18 protein-coding genes are annotated in these 22727 nt (G+C 68.3%); 9 read left to right on the top strand and 9 right to left on the bottom strand.

Annotated features, from left to right (window positions below; translation table 11 throughout):
* Positions 1 to 39 precede the first annotated feature (39 nt).
* The 3 genes from ACLBXO_RS02145 to ACLBXO_RS02135 form a co-directional block, all read right to left on the bottom strand.
* Complete coding sequence (locus ACLBXO_RS02145; RefSeq protein ID WP_447684352.1) at positions 40 to 897, bottom strand: AraC family transcriptional regulator; 858 nt, start codon at positions 895 to 897, stop codon at positions 40 to 42.
* Between the two features lie 60 nt (positions 898 to 957).
* Positions 958 to 2349: a sodium:solute symporter family protein gene (locus ACLBXO_RS02140; RefSeq protein ID WP_447684351.1), complete on the bottom strand. Its 1392-nt coding sequence runs from the start codon at positions 2347 to 2349 to the stop codon at positions 958 to 960.
* A 938-nt stretch (positions 2350 to 3287) separates the two neighbouring features.
* Positions 3288 to 3992, bottom strand: coding sequence for an IclR family transcriptional regulator (locus ACLBXO_RS02135; RefSeq protein WP_447684350.1), 705 nt, complete (start codon positions 3990 to 3992; stop codon positions 3288 to 3290).
* 174 nt (positions 3993 to 4166) lie between these two features.
* On the opposite strand from ACLBXO_RS02135, the gene ACLBXO_RS02130 reads away from it, so the two are divergent.
* The 8 genes from ACLBXO_RS02130 to ACLBXO_RS02095 all read left to right on the top strand — a co-directional run bounded on the left by ACLBXO_RS02130 (position 4167) and on the right by ACLBXO_RS02095 (position 14539).
* Entirely contained in the window at positions 4167 to 5492 is a 1326-nt protein-coding gene (locus ACLBXO_RS02130; protein ID WP_447684349.1) for an MFS transporter, read from the top strand.
* 5 nt (positions 5493 to 5497) lie between these two features.
* Positions 5498 to 8551 carry a D-2-hydroxyglutarate dehydrogenase YdiJ gene (gene ydiJ / locus ACLBXO_RS02125; protein ID WP_447684348.1) on the top strand — a complete coding sequence of 1018 codons (3054 nt, stop codon included), beginning with the start codon at positions 5498 to 5500 and terminating at the stop codon, positions 8549 to 8551.
* 17 nt (positions 8552 to 8568) lie between these two features.
* Positions 8569 to 9477 carry a DUF1932 domain-containing protein gene (locus ACLBXO_RS02120; RefSeq protein ID WP_447684347.1) on the top strand — a complete coding sequence of 303 codons (909 nt, stop codon included), beginning with the start codon at positions 8569 to 8571 and terminating at the stop codon, positions 9475 to 9477.
* A gap of 34 nt (positions 9478 to 9511) precedes the next feature.
* Positions 9512 to 10186: an RraA family protein gene (locus ACLBXO_RS02115; protein ID WP_447684346.1), complete on the top strand. Its 675-nt coding sequence runs from the start codon at positions 9512 to 9514 to the stop codon at positions 10184 to 10186.
* A gap of 134 nt (positions 10187 to 10320) precedes the next feature.
* Positions 10321 to 11640 carry an MFS transporter gene (locus ACLBXO_RS02110; RefSeq protein WP_447684345.1) on the top strand — a complete coding sequence of 440 codons (1320 nt, stop codon included), beginning with the start codon at positions 10321 to 10323 and terminating at the stop codon, positions 11638 to 11640.
* 34 nt (positions 11641 to 11674) lie between these two features.
* Positions 11675 to 12595 (top strand): SMP-30/gluconolactonase/LRE family protein, encoded by a 921-nt coding sequence (locus ACLBXO_RS02105; protein WP_447684344.1) that lies wholly within the window; start codon positions 11675 to 11677, stop codon positions 12593 to 12595.
* A 13-nt stretch (positions 12596 to 12608) separates the two neighbouring features.
* Positions 12609 to 13547: an amidohydrolase family protein gene (locus ACLBXO_RS02100; RefSeq protein WP_447684343.1), complete on the top strand. Its 939-nt coding sequence runs from the start codon at positions 12609 to 12611 to the stop codon at positions 13545 to 13547.
* A 29-nt stretch (positions 13548 to 13576) separates the two neighbouring features.
* Entirely contained in the window at positions 13577 to 14539 is a 963-nt protein-coding gene (locus ACLBXO_RS02095; protein WP_447684342.1) for an amidohydrolase family protein, read from the top strand.
* A 147-nt stretch (positions 14540 to 14686) separates the two neighbouring features.
* Here ACLBXO_RS02095 and ACLBXO_RS02090 read toward each other — a convergent pair whose 3' ends face one another.
* Genes ACLBXO_RS02090 through ACLBXO_RS02070 form a run of 5 tightly spaced genes read right to left on the bottom strand, consistent with a single transcriptional unit; the run spans position 14687 to position 20587 of the window.
* The gene (locus ACLBXO_RS02090; RefSeq protein WP_447684341.1) at positions 14687 to 16144 is read right to left on the bottom strand and encodes an MmgE/PrpD family protein; all 1458 of its coding nucleotides are present in this window, start codon (positions 16142 to 16144) and stop codon (positions 14687 to 14689) included.
* Positions 16145 to 16158: 14 nt separating this feature from the next.
* Positions 16159 to 17088: an amidohydrolase family protein gene (locus ACLBXO_RS02085; protein ID WP_447684340.1), complete on the bottom strand. Its 930-nt coding sequence runs from the start codon at positions 17086 to 17088 to the stop codon at positions 16159 to 16161.
* Positions 17089 to 17111: 23 nt separating this feature from the next.
* Positions 17112 to 18353 (bottom strand): CaiB/BaiF CoA transferase family protein, encoded by a 1242-nt coding sequence (locus tag ACLBXO_RS02080; RefSeq protein ID WP_447684339.1) that lies wholly within the window; start codon positions 18351 to 18353, stop codon positions 17112 to 17114.
* Positions 18350 to 19207: an HpcH/HpaI aldolase/citrate lyase family protein gene (locus ACLBXO_RS02075; RefSeq protein WP_447684338.1), complete on the bottom strand. Its 858-nt coding sequence runs from the start codon at positions 19205 to 19207 to the stop codon at positions 18350 to 18352. Before ACLBXO_RS02075 ends, ACLBXO_RS02080 begins: the two co-directional genes overlap by 4 nt.
* 18 nt (positions 19208 to 19225) lie before the next feature.
* On the bottom strand, positions 19226 to 20587 hold the full coding sequence (locus ACLBXO_RS02070) for a 2-hydroxycarboxylate transporter family protein (protein WP_447684337.1): 1362 nt from the start codon (positions 20585 to 20587) through the stop codon (positions 19226 to 19228).
* 131 nt (positions 20588 to 20718) lie between these two features.
* On the opposite strand from ACLBXO_RS02070, the gene ACLBXO_RS02065 reads away from it, so the two are divergent.
* Positions 20719 to 21630: a LysR family transcriptional regulator gene (locus ACLBXO_RS02065; RefSeq protein ID WP_447684336.1), complete on the top strand. Its 912-nt coding sequence runs from the start codon at positions 20719 to 20721 to the stop codon at positions 21628 to 21630.
* Positions 21631 to 22302: 672 nt separating this feature from the next.
* Here ACLBXO_RS02065 and ACLBXO_RS02060 read toward each other — a convergent pair.
* Positions 22303 to 22536, bottom strand: a complete 234-nt coding sequence (locus tag ACLBXO_RS02060; protein ID WP_447683833.1) for a hypothetical protein — start codon at positions 22534 to 22536, stop codon at positions 22303 to 22305.
* Between the last annotated feature and the right edge of the window lie 191 nt (positions 22537 to 22727).

The following is a 22727-nucleotide window of genomic DNA, read 5'->3' as shown; positions in this document are numbered from 1 at the left end:
CGACTTACCAAAACGTCTCATTCTTTGATGACGGCGCCGTCAGGCAGCGGGCTGGCCGCCCCGCCGGACGATACCGCGGAAGATGCTCGGGGGGACGCTGACGTGGTCCCGGAAGAAGCGCGAGAAATGTGCGGGCGCGGCGAAGCCGAGGCGCATGCCGATCGCGGTGAGGGGCTCCTCGCTGCTCACGATGGCCTCGACGGCCTGCTCGATCCGGATCGCGTTGAGGAAGACATGGGGCGGGGCCCCGGTGGATTGCTCGAACAGGCGGTAGAACTGGGCGCGGGAGAGGCCCGCCTCGCGTGCCAGCGCCTCGGTGCCCAGCATGGCGCCGGGCTCTGCCCGCACCCGTGCGATGGTGCGTCGGATGCGCCAGTCGCCAGCGTTGCGCCGGGCGGTGGCACGGAGGGAGAGGGGCTCCTCGCGCCAAGCCGTGAACCGCTCGATCACGGCAACCATCAGGTTCGACAGCAACTCGTCCTGGATGTGGGAGGAAAGCGGCGCATAGACCATCTCGGCGGCGAGGTCGTGGGCGAGCCGGCGAATCGTTGGTGTGACGGCGCCCGACGGTTGTCCGAAGAAACCGGGCGCCCCGCTCGCAGACCAATTCCGCCGGAACGCGCCGAGCCAGTCGGGCTCGATGTACAGAGCCAGGATCATTGCCTTGGCCCGCTGGGGATCGTGCAGGTAGGCGTGGGTCTCCCAGGCGTTGATCAGGACAGCCTGATCGTCGGTGAGCGCCACAACCTGATCACCGACGAGGAACTGCGTGTCGTCTCCCTCGACCTTCAGGAGCACATGGCAATGCGGGTGCGCGTGGCGGACGAGGCTGCGGTCCATGTCGAGGAGCGCGACGCGGCCGAAGGCGCCATGGGCGATCTCAAGAGCCTCGGACATCCGCACTATTTAGCATGGTCCGCGGGGGCCAGCTAGATCGCCGCCGGGACACCCGTCCCGTCAGGGCGCCGCAACCGGTTCGTTCCGGAGCGTGGTCCTCTTCCGGAGTTCGGCTGTACCCATCACCGCTAGGGGAATGACGAGGGCCACATAGGCGTTGTCGATTCCCCCGGGATCGCCGGCGAGGAACCAGCCGATCGTCAGGACGAGGGAAACCAGGATGCTGACGACGGCGGCCCGCGGGGTGCCGAAGCGCGGAGCGTAGAAGGCAAAGATGACCAGGACCGCCAGGGTCGCCCGCAGGGATTTCGCGAGGAACGTCACCTTCAGGATATCCGGCGCGAAGATCGCCAGGGGAATCGGGATCAGGCCCACGAGCACCGTCATGCTGCGGACGAAACGCAGGGACGACGTCCCAGCCTCGCCCTGAAGGCGGGAATGATAGAAATCCTTGAACAGCAGGGTGGCGGCGCCGATGCTGAGGGCTGAGATCGTGCCGAACAGCGACCCCGCCAATCCCGCCACCACGATGGCGGCCAGCAGATCGTCCATCCGGGCGATCAGCCCCGGCAAAGCCTGGATCGCGGGGATTCCCGGCAGCAGCGCCGCCGCGCATACACCGACCAGGGCGGCGCCGATGCCGAACGGCACGAGCAGGAAGGCACAATAAAAGCTGGCCTGCCGCGCCGTGCGCCCGTCCTGCACGGTATTGATGGCCTGAATAACGTATTGCGTTGAGAAGACCGCGCCGATGCCGGCAACCATCCACGCGAAGATCTGCGACCAGCCGACCGTATCGACTGCGAACATCGCTTCTGGCACGCGGGCCTGCAGGTTCGCGAGGCCGCCGACCTGAGACAATCCGAAGGCGACGGCCGCGAGGATGCCAAGATACTTCACGACGGCATGGAGGACGTTCGTGTAGATGACCGAGCGCATCCCCCCGACACTGACATAAAGCGTCGCGACGATACCCGTGATGACGATGGCGCTGGTCCGGTCGACGTTGAGGAGGCCCGCCAGGATCGTACCGCCGCCCGCATAGGTCGAGACCGCGACGATCTGGAGCGCGAAGATCATAATGATCGAGGTCGCGAGCTTGGTCGGGCGACCGTAGGCCTTATTCAACGCCCCGGAGATCGTATTCTCGCCGAGTTCCTTAAAACGGGGCGCGAGCAGGATGGCGTAAAGAACGAATCCGACGGCGAGGGCGAGGACGTTCCAGGCTGCCGACACGCCGACTCTGTAGGCCGTCTGTGTGGTGCCGACGCTCGTCGCAGTACCGATGAATTCCGACATCAGCAGAAAGCCGATCAGGAACGCCGGATAGCGCGTGCCGCCGGAGGTAAAGCTTCCAGCGCTCCTCGCATGGCGTCGCACAGAGAAACTGATCAGCCCCATCGCCGCCATGTAGGCCAGGGTCAGGGAGAGAACGATCCAGTTTGGCTGCATGGGTGCGGCCTAACGGCAACGCCGTAGCGCCTGGGCGCCAAGGGAACCCAGCATGTTTCCTCCGAAATCATTCGGGGCCGCAGCTTTCCTCGCAGGAACGAGAAGCAACGGCTATTGCGGGGGAAACTAGATTTTGAACAGGAAGCGGACAAATATTCTGATTTGATCGGCACCATCAGATTATCTGATTCGGCACGATAATTAATATAAAGCGCACCCTAAGCAGGATGCGGTAAATCAAAAAGCGTTTTATATTGATTTGACAACGTATTAGAACAATTTTACAGAATTAATATATGTTGAAGATCGTATTGTGCTCGAAATATTATAAACTTAGACGATAGAAATTGGTCGGTATGTTGTCGAAGCGCATTTGTATGGACCTTGCGTGGGATAGCCACCGAGTAGCAGGACCGCCGAGAAAGCCAACATACTCCTCGCGACCCATGTTTGCCATCTTGGGCGGTGTTGGCGCATCCCGATGGTGGTCTTTCGCGGCAGTTGAACAAACTCAGCTTAGCTTGGAGCACGAAGGGGCGTAGGCCGTTGGCGACGGCGCGAGGACGAGGCTCACCTCGATTATGGTGTCGTTGAAGATCCACCGGGGGATTGTGCGCATCGGACCGAAATTCGTGAAGGTACCTGCGAAGCCTTTTCTACGGCGATTCACCGTCGGATAAATCGACAACCAGACCATCGCTAAGCCGCCGACATAACGTCTGCTTTTAGGTTGCTGCCCGGTTCGGCTGAGTGGCAGCAATGGGCGCCAAGTCGAATGTCCGGTTCTGCGCGCGACGTCGATCCAGCGTGACGAAATCTGGCCGAAAGCGGAATGACTGCTCGAAGGTCTTTCGGACAGACAAGCGGACATCGGTGGTCACGTACGCAAACGCGACGGAGCATTCTTCGTGCGCCGGCCTGTCAGGCCGGAAATCTCATCAAAGCTGTGCACCCAGTTCCGACGACAAACGCTCGCCGGCCTCGCGCAGGTGCGGTTTGAGGGCTTCGGCCCGCTCCGTCGTGAGCCTCGATGACGGACCCGAAAGCGCGAGGGCGCCGATCAGGCGCCGCTCGGTCCCGAAGATTGGCATTGCGAGCGACGCGACATGGGGATCCGTGATGCCCGAGGTGTAGAGCGGGACCTCGACCGGGATCGTTTGCGACGCGCCCGCGTCGCCGAAGGTGCGCAGGACCCGGGCGATGGCGGATTCGTCCATCGGCCGCATGTCGCCGGGGCGGACATTCATCCGCAGCGGTGACGGCGAGTCCGCCCGGAACAGGCAGAGCCGCTGGTTGCCCCGGCGGATGTAGAACGAGGCCGTCTCCAGGGACTCGGCCGCGAGCCGCTCCAGGACGGGGACGATCCGTTCCTCCAGGGCGAAGGATTGCTGGTAGACCGAACCGATCCGGGCCGCCTCGACGCCGAGGCGGTAGCGCCCATCGTCCAGCCGCTCGATCAGGTCGAACTTCTCCAGCGAGATGCACAGCCGCATGATCGTGCTCTTCACGAGCGCCGTGCGGCGGGCGAGTTCGGAGAGTTCCAGGGCGTCGTCGCCACGCCGGAACGCGGTCAGCACCGTCAGAACCCGGTCGGCCGAAGCCACGCCTTCGAGATTGGGCCGCGTACGCGCCTCCTTCGCCATCGCTTCGCACTCGTTCCGGTTTCGCGGTGTTCGGGATCGACGATCCATAGCCATCCGCCTCCCGCTCACCAAGCCGTGACGCCACCTTGCCCACGGCATCGTTGACAGCACCGGCCGATTGCGTCATCTAAAACGAAACGCCGTTTCAAAATTGGCGATTCGGGAGTGGACGTCATGGTGCAAGGGCAACAGGCCCAGGCTCCGACCCACGCGGTCGATGAGCGAAACCTCCATCGCAAGATGATGCGGCGGATCCTGCCGTTCCTCTTCGTGTGCTACGTGGTCAGCTATCTGGACCGCGTGAATGTCGGCTTCGCCGCCCTCACGATGAACGAGCACATCGGTCTCACCGCGACGTCCTTCGGCATCGGCGCGGGCCTGTTCTTCCTCGGCTATTTCATCGCCGAGATCCCCAGCAACCTGATCATGATGCGCGTCGGGGCCCGGCTCTGGATCGCCCGGATCATGATCACCTGGGGCCTCGTCTCGGCGGCCACCGCCTTCGTGACCGGGCCGATCCAGTTCGGCATCGCCCGGTTCCTCCTCGGCCTCGGCGAGGCAGGCTTCGTACCCGGCGTCTTCCTCTATCTGAGCTTCTGGTTCCCCTCCGCCGTGCGGGCGCGGGCCACCTCCCTCTTCCTGCTCGGGATCCCGGTCGCCAACATCATCGGCTCGCCGATCTCCGGGGCGCTGGTGCAGATCGAGGGCTTCGGCCTCGCCGGATGGCAGTGGCTCCTCATCCTCGAAGCCCTGCCGGCGGTGATCCTCGGCATCGTCTGCCTCTTCGTCCTCACCGACCGGCCGGAGAAGGCGCAGTGGCTAACGCCCGCGGAGCGCGAGGTCCTCGTCGCCACCCTCGAACATGAGAAGGCCGCCATCGAGAAGAAGCACCCGATGACCCTGGCCCAGGCCCTCCGGAACTGGCGGGTGCTGCTGCTGGCGGCGATCAATTTCTGCGCGATCATCGGCTCCCTCGGCGTCGGCCTGTGGCTGCCGCAGATGATCAAGCAGCTCGGGCTCGCGAGCTCGGTGGTCGGGGTCGTCGCCGCCATTCCCTATATCTGCGGCGCGGTGGCGATGGTGGTGTGGGGCCGCGTCTCCGACCGGGGCAGCGACCGCACGATCTATCCGGCCCTCTCCCTGGCCCTCGGTGCCGTCGGCCTGACCGCGAGCACCCTGACCCCGACACCGGGCTTGACCATCGTGGCGCTCTGCGTCGCGGTGATGGGCATCAATTCATACACGGCGACCTTCTGGGCCGTCCCCTCGGGCTTCCTCACCGGCCGCGCGGCGGCGGGCGGAATTGCGATGATCGTTTCGATCGGCAATCTCGGCGGCTTCGCCGGCCCGTACCTGATCGGTGTGATGCGCGAGCTCTCCGGGGGATTCACCGCCCCGTTGCTGGCGGTCGGCGGCATCCTCCTCCTCGGCGCCCTGATGATGCTGGCCCTGGGACGGCAGATCCGGCGGGAAGCGATCCCCGTCGCGGTCGCGGCGTAAACGCCATGATCCCGCATCTCCCCCCCGGGCCGAAGGTGCCGTCGCTCACCGCGGCCTTCTGCGCCGAGCTGCGCGCGCGGGGCTTCGCGGGCGACATCACCCTGGCCGAGGCCGACCGCACCGTGCTCGCCACGGACAACTCGATCTACCAGATCACGCCGCAGGCCATAGCCTTCCCGCGCGACCGCGACGACCTCGTGCGCATCGCGACCCTGCTCGCCGAGGAGCGGTTCGTAGAGGTGCGAATCGCCCCCCGCGGCGGCGGAACGGGGACCAATGGCCAGTCCCTCACGGACGGGATCGTGGTCGATCTGTCCCGGCACATGAACCACATCCTCGCCATCGACCCGGTGCGCCGCACGGCGCGGGTCGAGGCGGGGGTGGTGAAGGACCAGCTCAACGCGGCTCTGGCCGCGCACGGCCTATTCTTCGCCCCCGAACTTTCGACCTCCAACCGCGCCACCATCGGCGGGATGATCTCGACCGACGCCTGTGGCCAGGGCTCCTGCCTCTACGGCAAGACCCGTGACCATGTGCTCGCCCTCACCACCGTGCTCGCCGACGGCACGGTCTGGCATTCCGAACCCCTCGACGCGGCCGGTCTGGAGGCGGCCCAGAGCCGCCCCGATCTTGCGGGCGCCATCCACCGGGAGGTGGACAGGCTCCGGCGCGAGAACGCGGCGCTGATCGAGACGACCTTCCCGCCGCTGAACCGCTGCCTCACCGGCTACGACCTGGCCCATCTGCGCCGCGCCGACGGCCGCTTCGACCTCAACGCCGTGCTGTGCGGCTCGGAGGGGACGCTGGGCTTCCTCGCGGAGGCGACGCTCAACGTCCTGCCGCTGCCGCGCCACTTCGCGCTCGTGAACCTCCGCTACGACAGCTTCGACGCGGCCCTGCGGGACGCGCGGACGCTCGCGACCTTCGGGGCGGCCTCGGTCGAGACGGTGGATTCCAAGGTTCTGGGCCTCGCCCAGGAGGATCCCATCTGGGAGGGCGTCGCCGCCTACTTCCCGGAGGATGCGGGCGAGCGGGCCCGCGGCGTCAACCTGATCGAGTTCGTCGGCGACGGCGAAGGTGCGGTCGAGGCGGCGCTCGCCCGTCTGACGGCGGCCCTGGACGAGGCCGGTCGCACCCGTGGCCGACGCGGCTACACGGTGGCCCGGGGCGAGGCGGAAGTCGATCGCCTCTGGGCGATGCGCAAGAAGGCGGTCGGCCTGCTGGGCAACACCAAGGGTGACCGGCGGCCCATCGCCTTCGTGGAGGACACCGCCGTCCCACCGGAACACCTCGCCGACTACATCGCGGAGTTCCGCAACGCCCTCGACCGGCGCGGGCTCGATTACGGCATGTTCGGCCACGTCGATGCCGGCGTGCTCCATGTGCGTCCGGCCATCGACATGAAGGCCCCCGGCGCCGAGGCGCTGGTCCGGGCCGTCACCGAGGACGTCGTGGCCCTGACGCAGCGCTACGGCGGGCTGCTCTGGGGCGAGCACGGCAAGGGCGTGCGCTCCGAGTTCTCGCCCCGCTTCTTCGGCCCGCTCTATCCCGTGTTGCAGGCGGTGAAGGCCGCCTTCGACCCGCGCAACCAGTTCAATCCGGGCAAGATCGCTGCCCCCGAGGGTGCCGCGTTGCTCACGGTGGACGGCGTGCCGACCAAGGGGTCGCGGGACCGGGCAATCCCGGAGGCCGTCCGGGCCGCCTACGACGAGGCGCTCCACTGCAACGGCAACGGCGCCTGCTTCAGCTGGGACCCGGACGAGGCGATGTGTCCGTCGTGGAAAGGCACCCGCGAGCGTCGGCATTCGCCCAAGGGCCGCGCCCAGCTGATGCGCGAGTGGCTGCGGCGGCTGGCTGTCGAAGGCCGCGACCCCCTCGACGAGGCGGAGCGTCTGCGCGCCCGCCCGGGCTGGCTCGCCTTCCCGGCCCGCCTCGCCGCGACCCTGCGGCGGCGGGACGACTTCTCCCATGAGGTCCAAGAGGCGATGGCCGGCTGCCTCGCCTGCAAGTCCTGCACGGGGCAGTGCCCGATCAAGGTTGACGTGCCGACCTTCCGGGCGAAGTTCCTCGAACTCTATCACGGTCGCTACCTGCGGCCCCTGCGCCACCACGCCGTCGCCGCCCTGGAGGTCGCCGTGCCGTTGCTGGCGAAGGCGCCCAGGCTCGCGAATGCCGCGACGTCCCTCGGTCTCACCGGGGCGATCGGGCTCGTCCACGTACCGAAGCTTTCCGGGCTCGACCTGCGCGGGGAACTCGACGCTCGCGGCGTGAACTTCGCCGATGCCGACGCCCTGGACCGCCTCCCGGAGGCCGAGCGCCTGACGAGCGTCATCGTCGTGCAGGACGCCTTCACCAGCCACTACGACACGCCCGTCCTCCTCGCCCTCCTCGATCTGCTGATCGGGCTCGGCCTGCGACCCTGGCTCGCGCCCTACCGCCCGAACGGCAAGCCGCTCCACGTGCATGGCTTCCTCGGCCGGTTCGCGCGGCTGGCGGCTTCCAATGCCGACGACCTCGGCCGGGTCGCCGCGACGGGCGTCGCCCTCGTCGGTCTCGACCCGTCGATGACGCTCACCTACCGCTCGGAGTACCGGCAGGCCCTACCGGGGCGGGACCTGCCGCGGGTCCACCTCGTCCAGGAATGGCTCGCCGGCCGCCTCGAGCCCGGCCGATCAGCTTCTGAAGCCGAGACCTACTGGCTGCTGCCCCACTGCACCGAGCGGGCGACGGCGCAGCCGGCGCTCGCCGACTGGACCAGGGTCTTCGCCGCCCTGGGGTTGCGCCTGTCGGTGCTGCCGTCCGGCTGCTGCGGCATGGCCGGCACCTACGGCCACGAGGCCGAGCACCGGGCGATGTCGGAGCGGATCTACGGCCTCAGCTGGGCTGGGCACGTCGCCAAGAAGGGGCGCTCGGGTCGCCTGCTGGCCGACGGCTATTCCTGTCGCTCGCAGGTCAAGCTCGTCGACGGCCTGCGCCTGCCGCACCCCGTCGAGATCCTCCGCGACCATCTCGCCGCCGGCCCGATGGCCTGCCGGCGGACCACCACCCTCACCGCATAGCCCGACAGGAGCACACCATGGCAGACCGTACGCAATTCCGTTTGGGCCTCGTCGGCTACGGCGAGATCGGCAGCACTCTCGGCGCCGGCCTGCGCGGCGCCGGCCTCGAGTCGATCGCCTGCTACGACAAGTACGCCTTCGACGGACCCTACGCGGACCTCATCCAGGAGCGGGCCGAGAAGGCCGGCGTCACCCTCGTCCGCTCGAATGCGGACCTCGCCGAGGCCGCCGACCTGATCGTCAGCGTCACGCCGGGCGCCGCCTCGCTGGAGAGCGCCGACGCCTTCGCTCCGGTCCTGACGAGCCGTCACACCTTCCTCGACTTCGCCTCGGCGACGCCGAAGATCAAGCAGGGCGTCGCGGCCAAGCTCGAAGCGACCGGCGCCTTCCTCGGAGACGGCTCGATCGAGGGCACGCCGCTGCACGGCTATTCCATGCGGATGCTGTCGAGCGGCCCGGCCGGTGAGCGGGTGCGCGACCTTCTCGTGCCGTGGGGGATGCAGATCGAGTTCACCGGCCCGGTGCTCGGCACCGCCTCGGGGATCAAGATCATCCGCTCGGTCCTGATCAAGGGGATCGAGGCGCTGACCGACGAGATGCTGCTCGCCGCCCATCAGTACGGGATCGACGAGATCGTCCTAGCCTCGGCCTCCAAAACCCTCGCCCGGCCGTGGATGCACACGGTGCAGAGCCTCACCCCGTCGGGGGTGATCCACGCCAAGCGCCGGGCCGAGGAGCTGGAGATGTCGGCCGACGCCGTCGCCGATGCCGGGGTCGAGCCGATCATGGCCCGCGCGGTGGCCCAGCGCCTGCGCTGGAAGGAGAGCCTCGGCCTTAAGGACCACTTCAAGGGCGTCGTCCCCCGGACCTACCAGGAGGCCCTCGACGCCATGGTGCTCAAGGCCGGCCTCAAGCCCGTCGCCTGAAACCTCACTTTCCCGCATCGAAGGACGAACAACCATGGCCATCGGTTTCAAGATCCATCCGCGCACCCGCACGGTCGAGCCCGCCACCGTCGAGAAGTTCAAGGCGATCGCGGTCGCCAACATCAGCGACTCCATGAGCCGCATGAGCCACGGCGGCGCCAGGATCCGGCCGCTCCATGCCGGGGGCGTGCTCAGCGGCGTCGCCCTGACCGTGCGGGTGCGCCCCGGCGACAACCTGATGATCCACGCGGCCCTGAACCGGGCGAAGCCCGGCGACGTCCTCGTCGTCGATGGCGACGGCGACTTGACGAACGCCTTGATGGGCGAACTCATGCTGTCCCACGCGCAGCAGATCGGGTTGGCGGGCGTCGTCCTGAACGGCGCGGTCCGCGATTACGGCTGGATCCGCCAGAACACGTTCCCGGTCTTCGCCGCCGGCGTCACCCATCGTGGCCCCTACAAGAACGGGCCGGGCGAGGTGAACGCCACCATCGCCCTCGACGGCATGGTGATCGAGCCCGGCGACCTGATCGTCGGCGACGACGATGGCGTCGTCTGCGTGCCCTTCGACCAGACCGAAGAGGTCTTCGCCGCCGCCGACAAGAAGCAGCAGGGCGAGGCCAAGACCATGGCGGCGATCCAGGCCGGCACCGTGGACCGCTCCTGGGTCGAGCGCGCCCTCGCGGAGGCGGGCTGCGAGGGGATCTGACCGGCGTCGCCGTCCTTGCGAGCGCAGCGAAGCAACCCAGGGACGCGCCACGTCTGGGACCGGCCCGCATCCCTGAATTGCTTCGCTCACGCTCGCAAAGACGACACGACAACACACCAAAGGGAGGGAGAGCGATGGCCGCCACAGAACACGCCAAGCATCCACTTGAGACGGCGACCATGCGCCGGGTCATCGTGCGGCTCGTGCCGTTCCTGATGCTCTGCTATTTCTTCGCCCTGCTCGACCGGGTGAACGTCGGCTTCGCCGCTCTGCAGATGAACAAGGATCTCGGGCTCACCCCGGCCATGTTCGGCTTCGCGGCTAGCCTGTTCTTCGTCTCGTACTTCCTCGTCGAAGTCCCGAGCAACCTCGCCCTGCAGAAGGTCGGGGCGCGCCGCTGGATCGCCCGGATCATGATCACCTGGGGCTTCGTCACGATGGGGATGGCCCTCGTGACAGGTCCCCATTCCCTCTACGTGATGCGCTTCATCCTGGGCGCGGCGGAGGCCGGGTTCTTTCCCGGGGCGATCCTCTACCTGACCTACTGGCTGCCGAGCGAATACCGGGCGCGGATCCTGGCGACCTTCACGGTCTCGATCCCGCTGGCGACCTTCCTCGGCTCGCCCCTGTCGGTGACGCTCCTCGAACTCGACGGGCTGCTCGGCCTCAAGGGCTGGCAATGGCTGTTCGTGCTTGAGGGCCTGCCCACCGTCTGCCTCGGCATCGCCTGTCTGTTCGTCCTGACCGACCGGCCCCGCGACGCGAACTGGCTCCGCGACGACGAGCGCGCCTGGCTCGTCGGGCGCCTCGACGAGGAGGCTGCCAAGCGCAAGCCGATCGGCCACATCTCCCTGTGGCAGCTCGCCCGCAACAAGTACTTCCTGACGATGGCGCTGGTCTGCTCCGGCGCCTCGGCGACGGGCAGCGTGCTCTCGGTCTGGCAGCCGCAGATGATCAAGTCGTTCGGGCTGACCAACCTGCAGACCGGCTTCGTCAATGCGATCCCCTACGGCATCGCCACGGTGCTGATGGTGCTCTGGGGCCGCCACTCGGACCGGCAAGGCGAGCGGCGCTGGCACACGGCGATCCCGCTGCTGCTCGCCGCCTTCGGCCTGTCGTACCTGAACCTCACCGCGGGCATCGCGACGGCCGTCATGGCCGTGACCTTCGCCCTGGTCGGCGCCTACTCGTTCAAGGGGCCGTTCTGGGCGCTCTCCGCCGGCTGGCTCTCGCCGGGGACGCTGGCGGCCGGTCTCGCCGGGATCAACGCCATCGCCAATCTGATCGGGGGCGGCCTGATGGTTAACGTGGTCGGCCTCGTGAAGGACGCCACCGGCAGCTTCCCCCTCGGGATGCTCCCCGTCGCCGCGCTGGATGCCGCCGCCGCGATCAGCGTGATCCTGATCAGCCGCGCCCATGCCCGCGAGGCCCACGCGGCGGCGCAGCCTGCCTGAGCCACCTCCCACGCGCCCGCACCGAGGCCACGCGATGTCGTTCTTCGCTCCCCCGCCGGCCGTGACGGCCGAAATCTTCACGCGCCTGCCCGACCGATTCCGGAAGGTCCGGCCGACCGCCTGGGCGAACGCCAACCGCGGCGGCCACGCCATCGACTCTTTCCTGGAAGGCCCCGTCTTCGACCGGACCGGCCGTCTCTATGTGACGGACATCCCCTTCGGCCGGATCTTCCGCATCGACCGAGCCGGCGAATGGGAGCTCGTCGCCGAATACGACGGCTGGCCGAACGGGATGAAGATCCACCAAGACGGGCGGATCTTCATCACCTGCTACAGGCGCGGCCTGATGCTCCTCGATCCCGACACGGGGGCGGTGACGCCGTTCCTGGAAACGGCGGGCTCGGAGGGCTTCCGCGGGGTCAACGACCTGACCTTCGCCAGGAACGGCGACCTCTACTTCACTGACCAGGGCCAGACCGGGCTGCAGGACCCGACCGGCCGGGTCTACCGCCTGCGCCCCTCCGGCGAGCTGACCTGCCTCGTCGACACGATCCCGAGCCCGAACGGCATCGTCATCGACGATGCCATGGGCAGCCTGTTCGTGGCCGTGACCCGCGCCCAGCAGATCTGGCGCATCCCCCTGAACGCCAGCGGCCTCGTCGCGAAGGTCGGCGTGTTCGCGCAGCTGCACGGCGGCCTCGGCGGTCCGGACGGCATCGCGCTCGATGCCGAGGGCTGCCTGATCGTCGCCCATACCGGGTTCGGGTCGATCTGGCGCCTGTCGCCGGTCGCGGAGCCGCTGCTGCGGGTGAAGTCCCCCGCCGGGATCTCGACCACCAACGTCGCCTATGGCGGCCCGGACGGGGCGACCCTGTTCATCACCGAATCCCAGACCGGCAGCATCCTCACCGCGCGGATGCCGGCCGCCGGCCAGACCCTCTTCTCGCACCACTGAACGGACCGGACGGATGCCCCCCTCGATGACCCGCCGCGCGCATCTCGCGGCCCTCTTGGCTGGCGCCGCCCTCGCCGCCGGCCTGCGGCCCGCTGCGGCCCAGACCGTGCCCTGGTCCGCGGGCACGGATCGGCCGACCTTCACCGTGCCGCCGGGCGCCACGGACTGCCACCACCACATCTACGATGCGCGCTTCCCGGCCGCGCCCGGCGCCACCCTGCGGCCGCCGGATGCGAGCGTCGCCGATTACAAGCTCCTGATGCAGCGCCTCGGCATCAGCCGGCACGTCGTGGTGCAGCCCTCGACCTACGGGGTCGACAACAGCCTCCTCGTCGAGTCGATGAAGGCGTTCGGGCCGACCGCCCGGGGCATCGCGATGCTCGACGCCTCGGTGACGCCCGAAGAGCTGAAGCGCCTCGACGGGGCCGGCATCCGCGGCGTCCGCTTCGGGACGCGCCTGCCCGGCGGCGCCCCGATCACCGACCTGGGGCCGGTCGCCCGCAAGATCGCCGACTTCGGCTGGCACATCCAGCTGGTCTCCGACGGCGACAAGATCGTGGACCTGGCCGAGACCCTGAAGGGCCTGCCGGTCCCGGTCGTGTTCGACCATATGGGCCATCTGCCCGAGCCCGCCGGCCCCGACCATCCGGGCTTCAAGGTGATCGCCGACCTGATCGACGAGAACGGCGCCTGGGTGAAGCTCGCCGGCGCCTACATCCTCTCGAAGGTCGGGCCGCCGAGCTACGCCGACCGGAGCCGCCTCGCCCGCGCCTACGTGGCGCTCGCCCCCGAGCGGCTCGTCTGGGGGAGTGACTGGCCGCATCCGACCTCGCCGGCCGACGCGAAGCCGGACGATGCCGTGCTCCTCGACCTCCTGGCGAACTGGGCGCCCGACGAGGCGGTGCGAAACCGCATCCTCATGGCTAATCCGGCCAAGCTCTACGGCTTCTGATCCGATTTCCGACGCGAGAGGGCCGGCCTATGCTCAGCCAAATCCGATCCCGGCGCACCGTCCTCCAGGGTGGCGCGGCGTTCGCCCTGGCCACGGCCGCCAGCCTTCGTGACCGGCCGGCGAAGGCTGCGGACGCCACGCCGTTCTCGTCGGGGACGGACGCGCCGACGATCGCCGTTTCGCCGAACGCCTGCGACTGCCACATCCACATCCTGTCGACCCGCTATCCGGCCTCGCCCCACTGGAAAGGCCAGCCGGTGCTGGACAGCGACGTCGCCGCCTACCGTCAGGTGCAGGCCCGCCTCGGGACGAGCCGGGTGGTGGTGGTGACGCCCTCGACCTACGGCACCGACAACCGTCCGACCCTCGACGGCGTGGCGGCGTTCGGCCCCGCGGCCCGCGCGGTGGTCGTGGTCGATCGCGACGTCACCGATGCCGAGCTTCGGACGATGGCGGGCCAGGGCGCGGTGGGCATCCGGGTGAACTTCGGCACGCCGCAATCCTGGGGGCCGACCACCGCGGAGCGCCTCGAGACGATGGCCCGCAAGGTCGCGCCGCTGGGCTGGCACGTCCAGATCTACGCGACCGGCGACACGATCGTGGAACTCGAACCCGTCCTGAGCCGCCTGCCGACGCCCCTCGTCATCGATCACTTGGCGCGGCTCCCGCCCGACCAGGGCGTGAGCCATCCCGCCTACGCCGTGGTGCGCCGTCTGCTCGACGGCGGCCGGACGTGGATGAAGCTGTCGGGGGCCTACCTCAATACCGCGAGCGGGCCTCCCGCCTATGCCGACGCGACGGCGGTCGCGAAGTCCTTCGCGGCCGCGGCCCCGGAGCGCGTGGTCTGGGGCAGCGACTGGCCGCACCGGGGCGAGAAGCACCTGCCCGACGACGCCCGGCTGCTCGACCTTCTGGCCGAATGGGTCCCCGACGACGGGGCGCGGGCGCGGGTTCTGGTCGATAATCCCGCGGCGCTGTACGGGTTCGGCTGAGCGAAGATGGAGGAGCAGATCCAGGCCAAAGCCTCGGTGATCCTGTCGGCTTCAGCGATTCTCCACGTGACATGCCACGGCCGAATGGGCTCGAAGCAGCCTGCCGATCCTGGCTGACAACGGAAGGAACGCGCTTCTACGGCTTGCTCAGGACAGGAGCGCGAGCAGACCGGACAGGTCGGGTCGTTCATCGATCGCCCAGAAGGCGTCGAGGACGCGACGGACCTCGAGCGCATCGAGACGCTTGCCCGCATTCATGTGAAACTTGCGTTCGACGTCGTCGCGGGACATCGGCCTCGACACGAATCCCGGCACGTCGTCGACCTGCCTCACGATCTCGCGCCCATCCCTCAGCGTCGCGGTCAGTCGGTTCGGCACCGCTTTCGGCTGCATCGCCGTGAGGGCAGGGTCCTCGGCGACAGTGATCCGGTCAATGAGGGCGAGCAGGGTCGGATCGCTCAGCTTGTCGGGGGCGTAGCTGTCGTTGGCGATGGCGCCGTCGAGCATCGCCCGCGCGGTGATATAGGGCAGGCTGTGGTCGGCGGTGTCCTTCGTCGTCGGGCGCCACTTCTCGCGGTCGCGGCCGGCGGTGACGTAGCCGAGATGCGTCGTGTCGATGCGCAGGCTCTGAACGGCGTCGACACCACCGGCTACCGCGACGACGTCGATCGCCGCCGGGATCGCCGTCAGGCAGTAGACCTGGGCCGGATAGGGCTTGATCCCGCATCGCGCGATGCGGAAGGGGCGCCCCTCACCGCCGAACGTCGCCACGTCGACGGTGAATGGGCCCGAGACCTGCTTGAAGAATCCGGCGCGGCCTTCGAAGATCGGCGCCGGGCCCGTGAGACCGGCGCGGGCGAGGCGCGCGGCGAACACGCCTGCGCGGGTCGCCTCGGCATCGGCCACGCCCTTCCAGTCCGAGAGCGTCTGGACGCGGGTCTGGTTCATGGCGATATGGCCGTTGATCGCGAGATTGACGGCCTGGGTCAGGGCTTCCGGGGAGAGACGCATCAGCCGGCCCGATGCCAGCGCGGAGGCAGGCAGGCAGTAGACCGGATGGTCCCAGCCATGCCCCGTTACTTCCGCGGCATCGAGCAGGCGGCAATTGATCTCGTAGGCGAGGGCGATCGAAGCGATCAGTTCGCGGCCGGTCGCACGCTCCGCCTCGGCGACGGCGAGGCAGGCGGCGATGGCGTCGCTAGGGTGACCGGGCTCGCGGCCGACATAGACGTCGTTGAAATCCTCGTAGCGGATGGCGACGCCGTTGGCGAAGGCTGCGAGTTCCGGGCTGCTCCGCCGGTCCGTGCCGAGGACCGTCGCGGAGCCCGCCCCGTCACTGAGCGCGATCTCCCGGCAGATCCGCACGGGCCCGGCATCGAGGGCGGCGAGCCCGCATCCCAGCGCGTCGATCAGATGGATCTTCACCGTCTCGACGGTGGCCGGATCGAGATCCTCGGACCGCAGACGATGGGCATAGGCAGCGAGCCTATCGGCGAGGGGAGGTTCCCCGTCGGGAGCGGCCCTCGCCTGTCTGGCGACCAGGGCGGCGCCCGCGGTCAGCCACGCCGCGACCTGACGGCGGGAGGGCGAGGGCGTCATCCGCATAGGCCGCTCTCCCATCAGGCGAAGCCGTAAAGCTTGGCCGGGTTGTCGACGAGGATCTTATCCCGCATCGCCTCGCTGCCGGCCCAGTCGGAAAGCAGGTCGAACAGCACCGCGTCGTCGGGCTTGTGCTTCTCCGTGACGTGCGGCCAGTCGCTGCCCCAGACGAGGCGCTCGGGGGCGAGCTTCACGAACGCCCGGGCGGTGCGCGTTGCGTCCGGGTAGCCGGGCGGCCCGGCCTCGGTGTTCAGGTATGCACCCGCGAGCTTCACCCAGGCCCGGTCCTTCTCGACCAAGCCGGCGATGGTCGCGAAGGCGGGATCGTCGGGCCCCCTGGCTGGATCAAGGCGGCCCATGTGGTCGAACACGATGGGGCATGGCAGCCTGTTCAGCAGGGCCTCGTTCTCCCGGATCTGGTCCCCGGACATGTGCAACTGCACGTGCCAGCCGAGGTCGGCGATGCGCTTGGCGAGCGGCTCGATCGTCGCGATGGCGGCCACCGTGTCGTTGGGGTTCCACACGCTGAAGCGAAGGCCGCGGACGTAGCTGGCGTCGAGGCGCTTCAGCTCGACGTCGGTGACATCCGGGTGCAGGACGGCGATGCCGCGCCCGTTCCCGCCGAAGCGCTTGAGGGCGTCGAGCAGACAGGTCGGGTCGGTGCCGTGGTTCTTCGGCTGCACTGGTACGGCGCGGGTCGTGCCGAGACGCGCCTGGAGCAGGCGATACGCGTCGAAGGTCATACCCGGGGGCTTGGGTGTGTCCGGCGGCGGGAAGCGCGCGTCGATGATGTGGAAGTGGCAATCGCAGGCCTTGGCCGGCGCCCGATGGCGCGGCCGTTCGGTCCCAGCGGAGTTCGGGACCGCTCCGTCGGTCGCGAGCGCCCAATCGGACGTTGCCATGCCGGCCATGGCGGCCGCGACGAAGCCGCGGCGTGTCAGCGTGGGCATTCCCATCCTCCCTGTCACTGTCGTCAGCGGGCGTCGCCGCTGCGGACCACGCCCGCGGCGACGAGGTCGTCGAAGGCCGCGCCCGCGATGCCGATCTGCCCCAGCACCTCCCGATTGTGCTGACCGAGGGCCGGCGCCGGGGTGCGGATCGAGCCCGGCCGGTCGTGCAGGCGCGGCACGACGGCGTGCATGGGGATGAGCCCCATGTCGGGGTCGGGATAGTCGGCGATGAGTTCGCGCTCGACGACGTGCGGATCGGCGACGAGCTTGGCCGCATCGTTGATCGGGCCGATCGTCACCTCGGCGGCCTCGAAGAAGGCGACGTTCTCGTCCTGCGTCCGCTCCGCGATGAAGGCGCCGATGATCGCGTCGAGCTCGTCCACGTGGCGCAGCCGGTCGGCGTTGGTGCGGAAGCGCGGGTCGTCCACGAGGTCGGGGCGCCCGATCGCTCGGAACAGGCGCTCGGCCATCTTCTGGATCGAGCCCGACAGGCCGACATAGAGCCCGTCGCTGCACCGGTAGGCGTTGCGCGGCGCCGAGTTCGTCGAGCGCGAGCCGGTCCGGGGCTTTCCCTTGCCGGTGAGCCGGTAATTGGCGGCCTGCGGGCTGAGGATCGCGAAGAGCGGGTCGAGGAGCGGCAGATCGATGACCTGACCCCGGCCGCCGTTCACCTCGACCTCGCGCAGGGCGATCATGGCGGCTGAGGCGCCGGTGAGTCCGGCGACGCCGTCCGCGAGGTACATCGGCGGCAGCACCGGCTCCCGGTCGGCGAAGCCGTTCATGGCGGCGAAGCCCGAGAACCCCTCGATCACCGTGCCGAATCCAGGCCGCTGAGCGTAGGGTCCGTCCTGCCCCCAGCCGGAGATGCGGATGATTGTCAATCCGGGATTGAGGGCGTGCAGTGACTCCGGCGAGAGGCCCATCGCCTCCAGGACACCCGGCCGGAAGCTCTCCACCAGCATCTGGCAGGAGGGCACGAGTGCGCGGAGCACCTCGATGGCGCGGGGATCGCGCAGCGACAGACACAGGCTCTTCTTGTTGCGGGCGTAAATCTTCCAGTGGGTCTCGACGCCCTCGGTCTTCCAGGCGCGCAAGGTATCGCCCTCGGGGGGCTCAACCTTGATCACCTCGGCACCGAAATCGCCCAGCATCTGCGTCAGGACGTTGCCGGCGAAGAGGCGGGAGAGGTCGAGGATGCGCACCCCGTCGAGGATACCCCGGGCCTCGGGACGGTAGTCGCGCCGGTGCAGTTCGCGCTTGGTCATCGGGCTTCCGTCGCGGTGTGGAGATCGGACAGCGCCACGACGGCGCGGGCGCGGGCCAGGAAGGGCGGATCGATCATGCGCCCGTCCACGAGGATGGCGCCGAGGCCGCGTGTCTCGGCCTCGGCGGCCGCCGCCAGGATGCGGCGCGACCACGCCACCTCGTCCGGGCTCGGCAGGAAGGCGGCGTTGGCGATCTCGATCTGGGACGGGTGGATGCAGGTCTTGCCCGCGAAGCCATGGCGGCGGGCCGCCGCGCACTCGGCGCGGAAGGCCTCGGGGTCATTCACCGCCGCGAAGGCGCCGTCATAGGCGGGCAGGCCGGCCTCGGCGGCGGCGAGCCGAACGGCGACGCGGATATGGGCGACGGCGGCTTCGTCGTGCCGGTCGATGCCGCAGGGCTCCAGCAGATCGGCGTAGCCGATCTGCAGGCCGGCGACGCGGGGATGCGCGCGGGCGAGGTCCGCCGCCCGTCGGAGGCTTCTCGGAGTCTCGATGTTGACGAGGAGGCGGATGCGACCCGCCGGATCCAGGCGGTCGAGGCGGGCGGCCGCCTCGGTGATGGCGGCCGGATCCTCGGCCATCGGTAGGTTGATGACATCCGTGCGCGGCAGAGACACCGCCTCGAGGTCGCGCGCGAAATGCTTGGTGCCGGGAGCGTTGATCCGCACCACGACGGCCTTGCGCAGGCCGGTCGGCGGTTCCCGCAGATAGGCCGCGAGACTGTCCCGCGCCTCGTCCTTGCGGGCTTCCGGCACGGCGTCCTCAAGGTCGAAGGAGAGGGCGTCGGCGGGGCCGGCGGCGGCCTTCGCGAACAGCTCGGGCCGGGAGGCCGGGACGAACAACTTCGAGCGCATCAGCACGGCGCGGCTCCGTCAGGCGATCTTGAAATGCGCCATCGCGACGATGGCCGCGGTGACGGTGAGCGCTCCGCCGATCCGCGTCGCGACCTGGGCGAAGGGCATCAGTTCCATCCGCTCGGCGGCGGTCAGGATCATCACGTCGCCCGTGCCGCCGAGGCCGCTGTGGCAGGCGTTCACGATCGCGGTCTCGATCGGGTACATGGCGAGCCAGCGCCCGACGACGTAGCCGGTGCCGGTCAGCGCGAGCACGGTCGCCACGATGGTGACGAGGTTGGCCGGGTGGAACGCCTCGACCAACTCGTGCCAGGGGGTCAGCGCCACCGCCGTGCTGAACAGCAGCGGATAGGTCACCGCCACCACGAAGAAACGGAACACCACGCGGGCGCCCTCTTCGAGTGAGTCCGGAACCGCCCGCAGCAGCTTCGCCAGGACGACGAGGAACAGCATCGCCACCGGCGCGGGCAGGCCGATCAGCGCATGGATCAGCGTGCCGAAAACGTAGATGGCGATGCCGGTTATGCCGCCGGCCGCCACGGTGGCGACGTCGATCCCGGAGGTGTTGCGGTGAACCGCACCGGGGTCGGCATCCGTGGCTCCGTCTGCGGCGGGTTGGAGCCGGCCGTTGCCGGTGAGGTCAGGGCGGCGCTTGCCCAGCGTGTTCAGGGCGCCGCAGAGGATGATGGCGACGAGGTTCCCGAAGAACACGAGCGGCAGGATCTGCCCCAGCATCCCGCCGTGGTCGACGCCCAGCGCCTCCGCGTAGCCGACCGAGAGCGGGATCGCGCCTTCGCCGACGCCCCCGGCCATCACGGGCACCACGACGTAGAGGATCGACCGCCAGAAACCGATACCGACGAGCCAACCGACACTTCCGCCCACGAGGAGGCCGGCGAGCGACCCCAGCGCCAGGGGCACGAAGATCTTGGCGAAGCCCTGGATCAGCACCCGCCGGTCCATGCTCAGGATCGAGCCGACCACCACGGCAGTGATGAACAGGTAGATGAAGTTCGTCGATTTGGTGAAGGTCGTCACCGACTGCACGAGCGGCGCCGGCAGGAGTTGATGGGCGACGAGGTATGAGGGCAGGAAGATCGTGACCAGGGACGATCCGCCGACCGCCCGCAGCACCGGAATACGCCGTCCGATCTCGGCACAGGTGAAGCCGCCCGCGATTAGGACGGCGATCATCACCGTCACTTCGCCCGAGATCTTTCCTCTGATGGCGAAGGCCGCGATGAGGGTCAGCAGGAGGACATAGACGGGAAGCGGGATGATACCGACCCGCGCTTCCATGGCCCGCGTCCAGACAGACCTTGGCGGCGTCGAACGGGTCGAGGTCGCGACCGGCGACCCGGCAGCGGCATGCGCGCTCATCGTTTCCTCCGCTGAGCCCCGTATTCCGCCGGGGTCGATTTGTGTCGGGCAGGCCCCGCCCGGTTCATCTTGTCCCGCGGCCACTTCGTCGAGTAAAATGAATTGATCTCATCAATTCATGATTTTCTCGCATGAAAATTCCGGTCGATGGCGTTCAGGCCTTCGTTCTCATCGCGGAACTCGGCAGCTTTCGCCGGGCATCCGAGAGCCTCGGGTTGACCCAGACCGCGCTGACCCGGCGGATCCAGAAGCTCGAGGGCTTCCTCGGTGCGGTGCTGCTCGACCGCACGACACGAACCGTGCGCCTCAGTGCCGTGGGCCGCGAGTTCCTGCCCTTGGCCACGCGGCTGATCGCCGATTTCACCCATGGGATCGATCGCCTTCGCACGACCTCACGGCTGGGCATCGGCGACGTTACGGTCGAGACCGTCCAATCGATCGCCTTCCGCCAGATCCCGGCGGTTCTGCAGGCCTATGCCCGCGATCACCCGCAGAACCGCGTACAGATCCTCGAACGCTCCGGCGCGCTGGTGACCGAAGCCGTGCGCAAGGGGGAAGCGGATTTCGGGATCCACATTCAGCAGGAGGCCGATGTCGATCTCGTCGAGGATCGGCTGGTGCGAGATCCGTTCGTGCTGATCTGCCACCGCGGCCATCCTCTGGCCGGACGGCGCGAGCTCCGCTGGTCCGAACTTTCCGGTACGGATCTCGTGACCCTCGGCGGCGCCAGCGGCAACCGGACCCGCGTCGAGGCTCAACTGGCAGCCGTCGACTTGCCGCCACGCGGTCGGTTCGTAGTCGAGAGCACGCCGACCGCTCTGGCTCTGGTGTCGGCCGGCATCGGCGCCGCGATTCTTCCGGCTGCCCTCAGGAGCGCATACCCGCGGGACGATCTCGTCGAGATCCTGCTGACCGAGCCCGCGATCTACCGCACGATCAGTCTGGTGCGCCGCCGCAACACATCACTGACGCCTGCGGCCTCCATGTTCTACGAGGCACTTAAGTCGGAGTTGTCCACGGGCTTCGAAGGGTCTGGACCGTAAGAAGATCCGCCTCGCGCCGCCCTGCCGCGCTGACGAGGGCGTACCGCTCGGAGGTCCGCTTTCGGGATCTAGCCGCAACGCCGTGCATGACCGGATAGGGCGCCAAGCCGAACGTCCGCTTCTGCGCGCGATGGCGATCCGGCGCGGCGTAGTCTGGCCGTAAGCAGAATGGCTGCTTCAAAGCTCAGGCGGCAATTAACCGGACCTTGACCCTGCGGCCTTGGCGTTTCGCTAAGACCCGAAATGGCGCACGCCCAGACGGCCCAGCTACGCTGCTGATGCCAACGCGCGCCTCGCCGTGAACTCGGCAATCAATATTATAAACCTCACCGCCCTTCTGATATTTGCCATAGTCGCGGTCGCTACTGATGATGACCGTGCCAACAATCAGTTTCGGGGCATCAAAATTCCGTATCGGATAAATTGAGCGTAGAGAAAAGGCTTTTGCTCCGTCAGCGGCCTCTTGCCTTCGTCTCCTAGCGATATCGGCTAGAGCGGCGAAGTCCGGCCCAGGTCGATGCGAGGCGGTCGCAGCCGCCGAGCGTCGCGGCGCCGACGGCTGCGATGACGCCGAGCAGCAGGTACGTGCGGGGCATAAGGGTGACATATCCCGGGAACCGCGGGGCGCGACGGCCAACCCGAAGGTCAGGCCGCCGCGTTCGTGATGGCCGCTTACATGCGGTTCATCATCATCTTCCGCTTCATCATCCGACGCTTCATCATCTTCTTATGCATCATGCGCTTCTTCATCATCATGCGCTCGCTGCTGCTCATCCGAACCTGCGTGACGCCTGCCGGGGCGGTCTGAAGGCCGTTCGGGCCCATCGGGGCGGCTGAGGCGGCGCCGGTTCCGAGCACGAGGCCACCGAGGACCGAGGCCGCGAGCGCTAGGGTGGTGATCTTCATTCGATGTCTCCTGTACGGGGAAGGAATCCCCCTTCGCACAGTGATGCAAGATGAGAATTGCGCCGCAAGTTCCTGATTTTCCGAGAGAAATATCCTTGAGCGCTGGCGACCGCGCACAGTTTTTCGGGCGCCGGAGCAGGGCCCCGCGCCGCGCCCTGGCCGGGCGTATGCCGACCTGTACGGAGGCCCGT

It is taken from the genome of Methylobacterium sp. C33D (assembly GCF_053345825.1).
The sequence above is the reverse complement of the archived record's forward strand: the minus strand, read 5'-3'. Positions and strand labels throughout refer to the sequence as shown.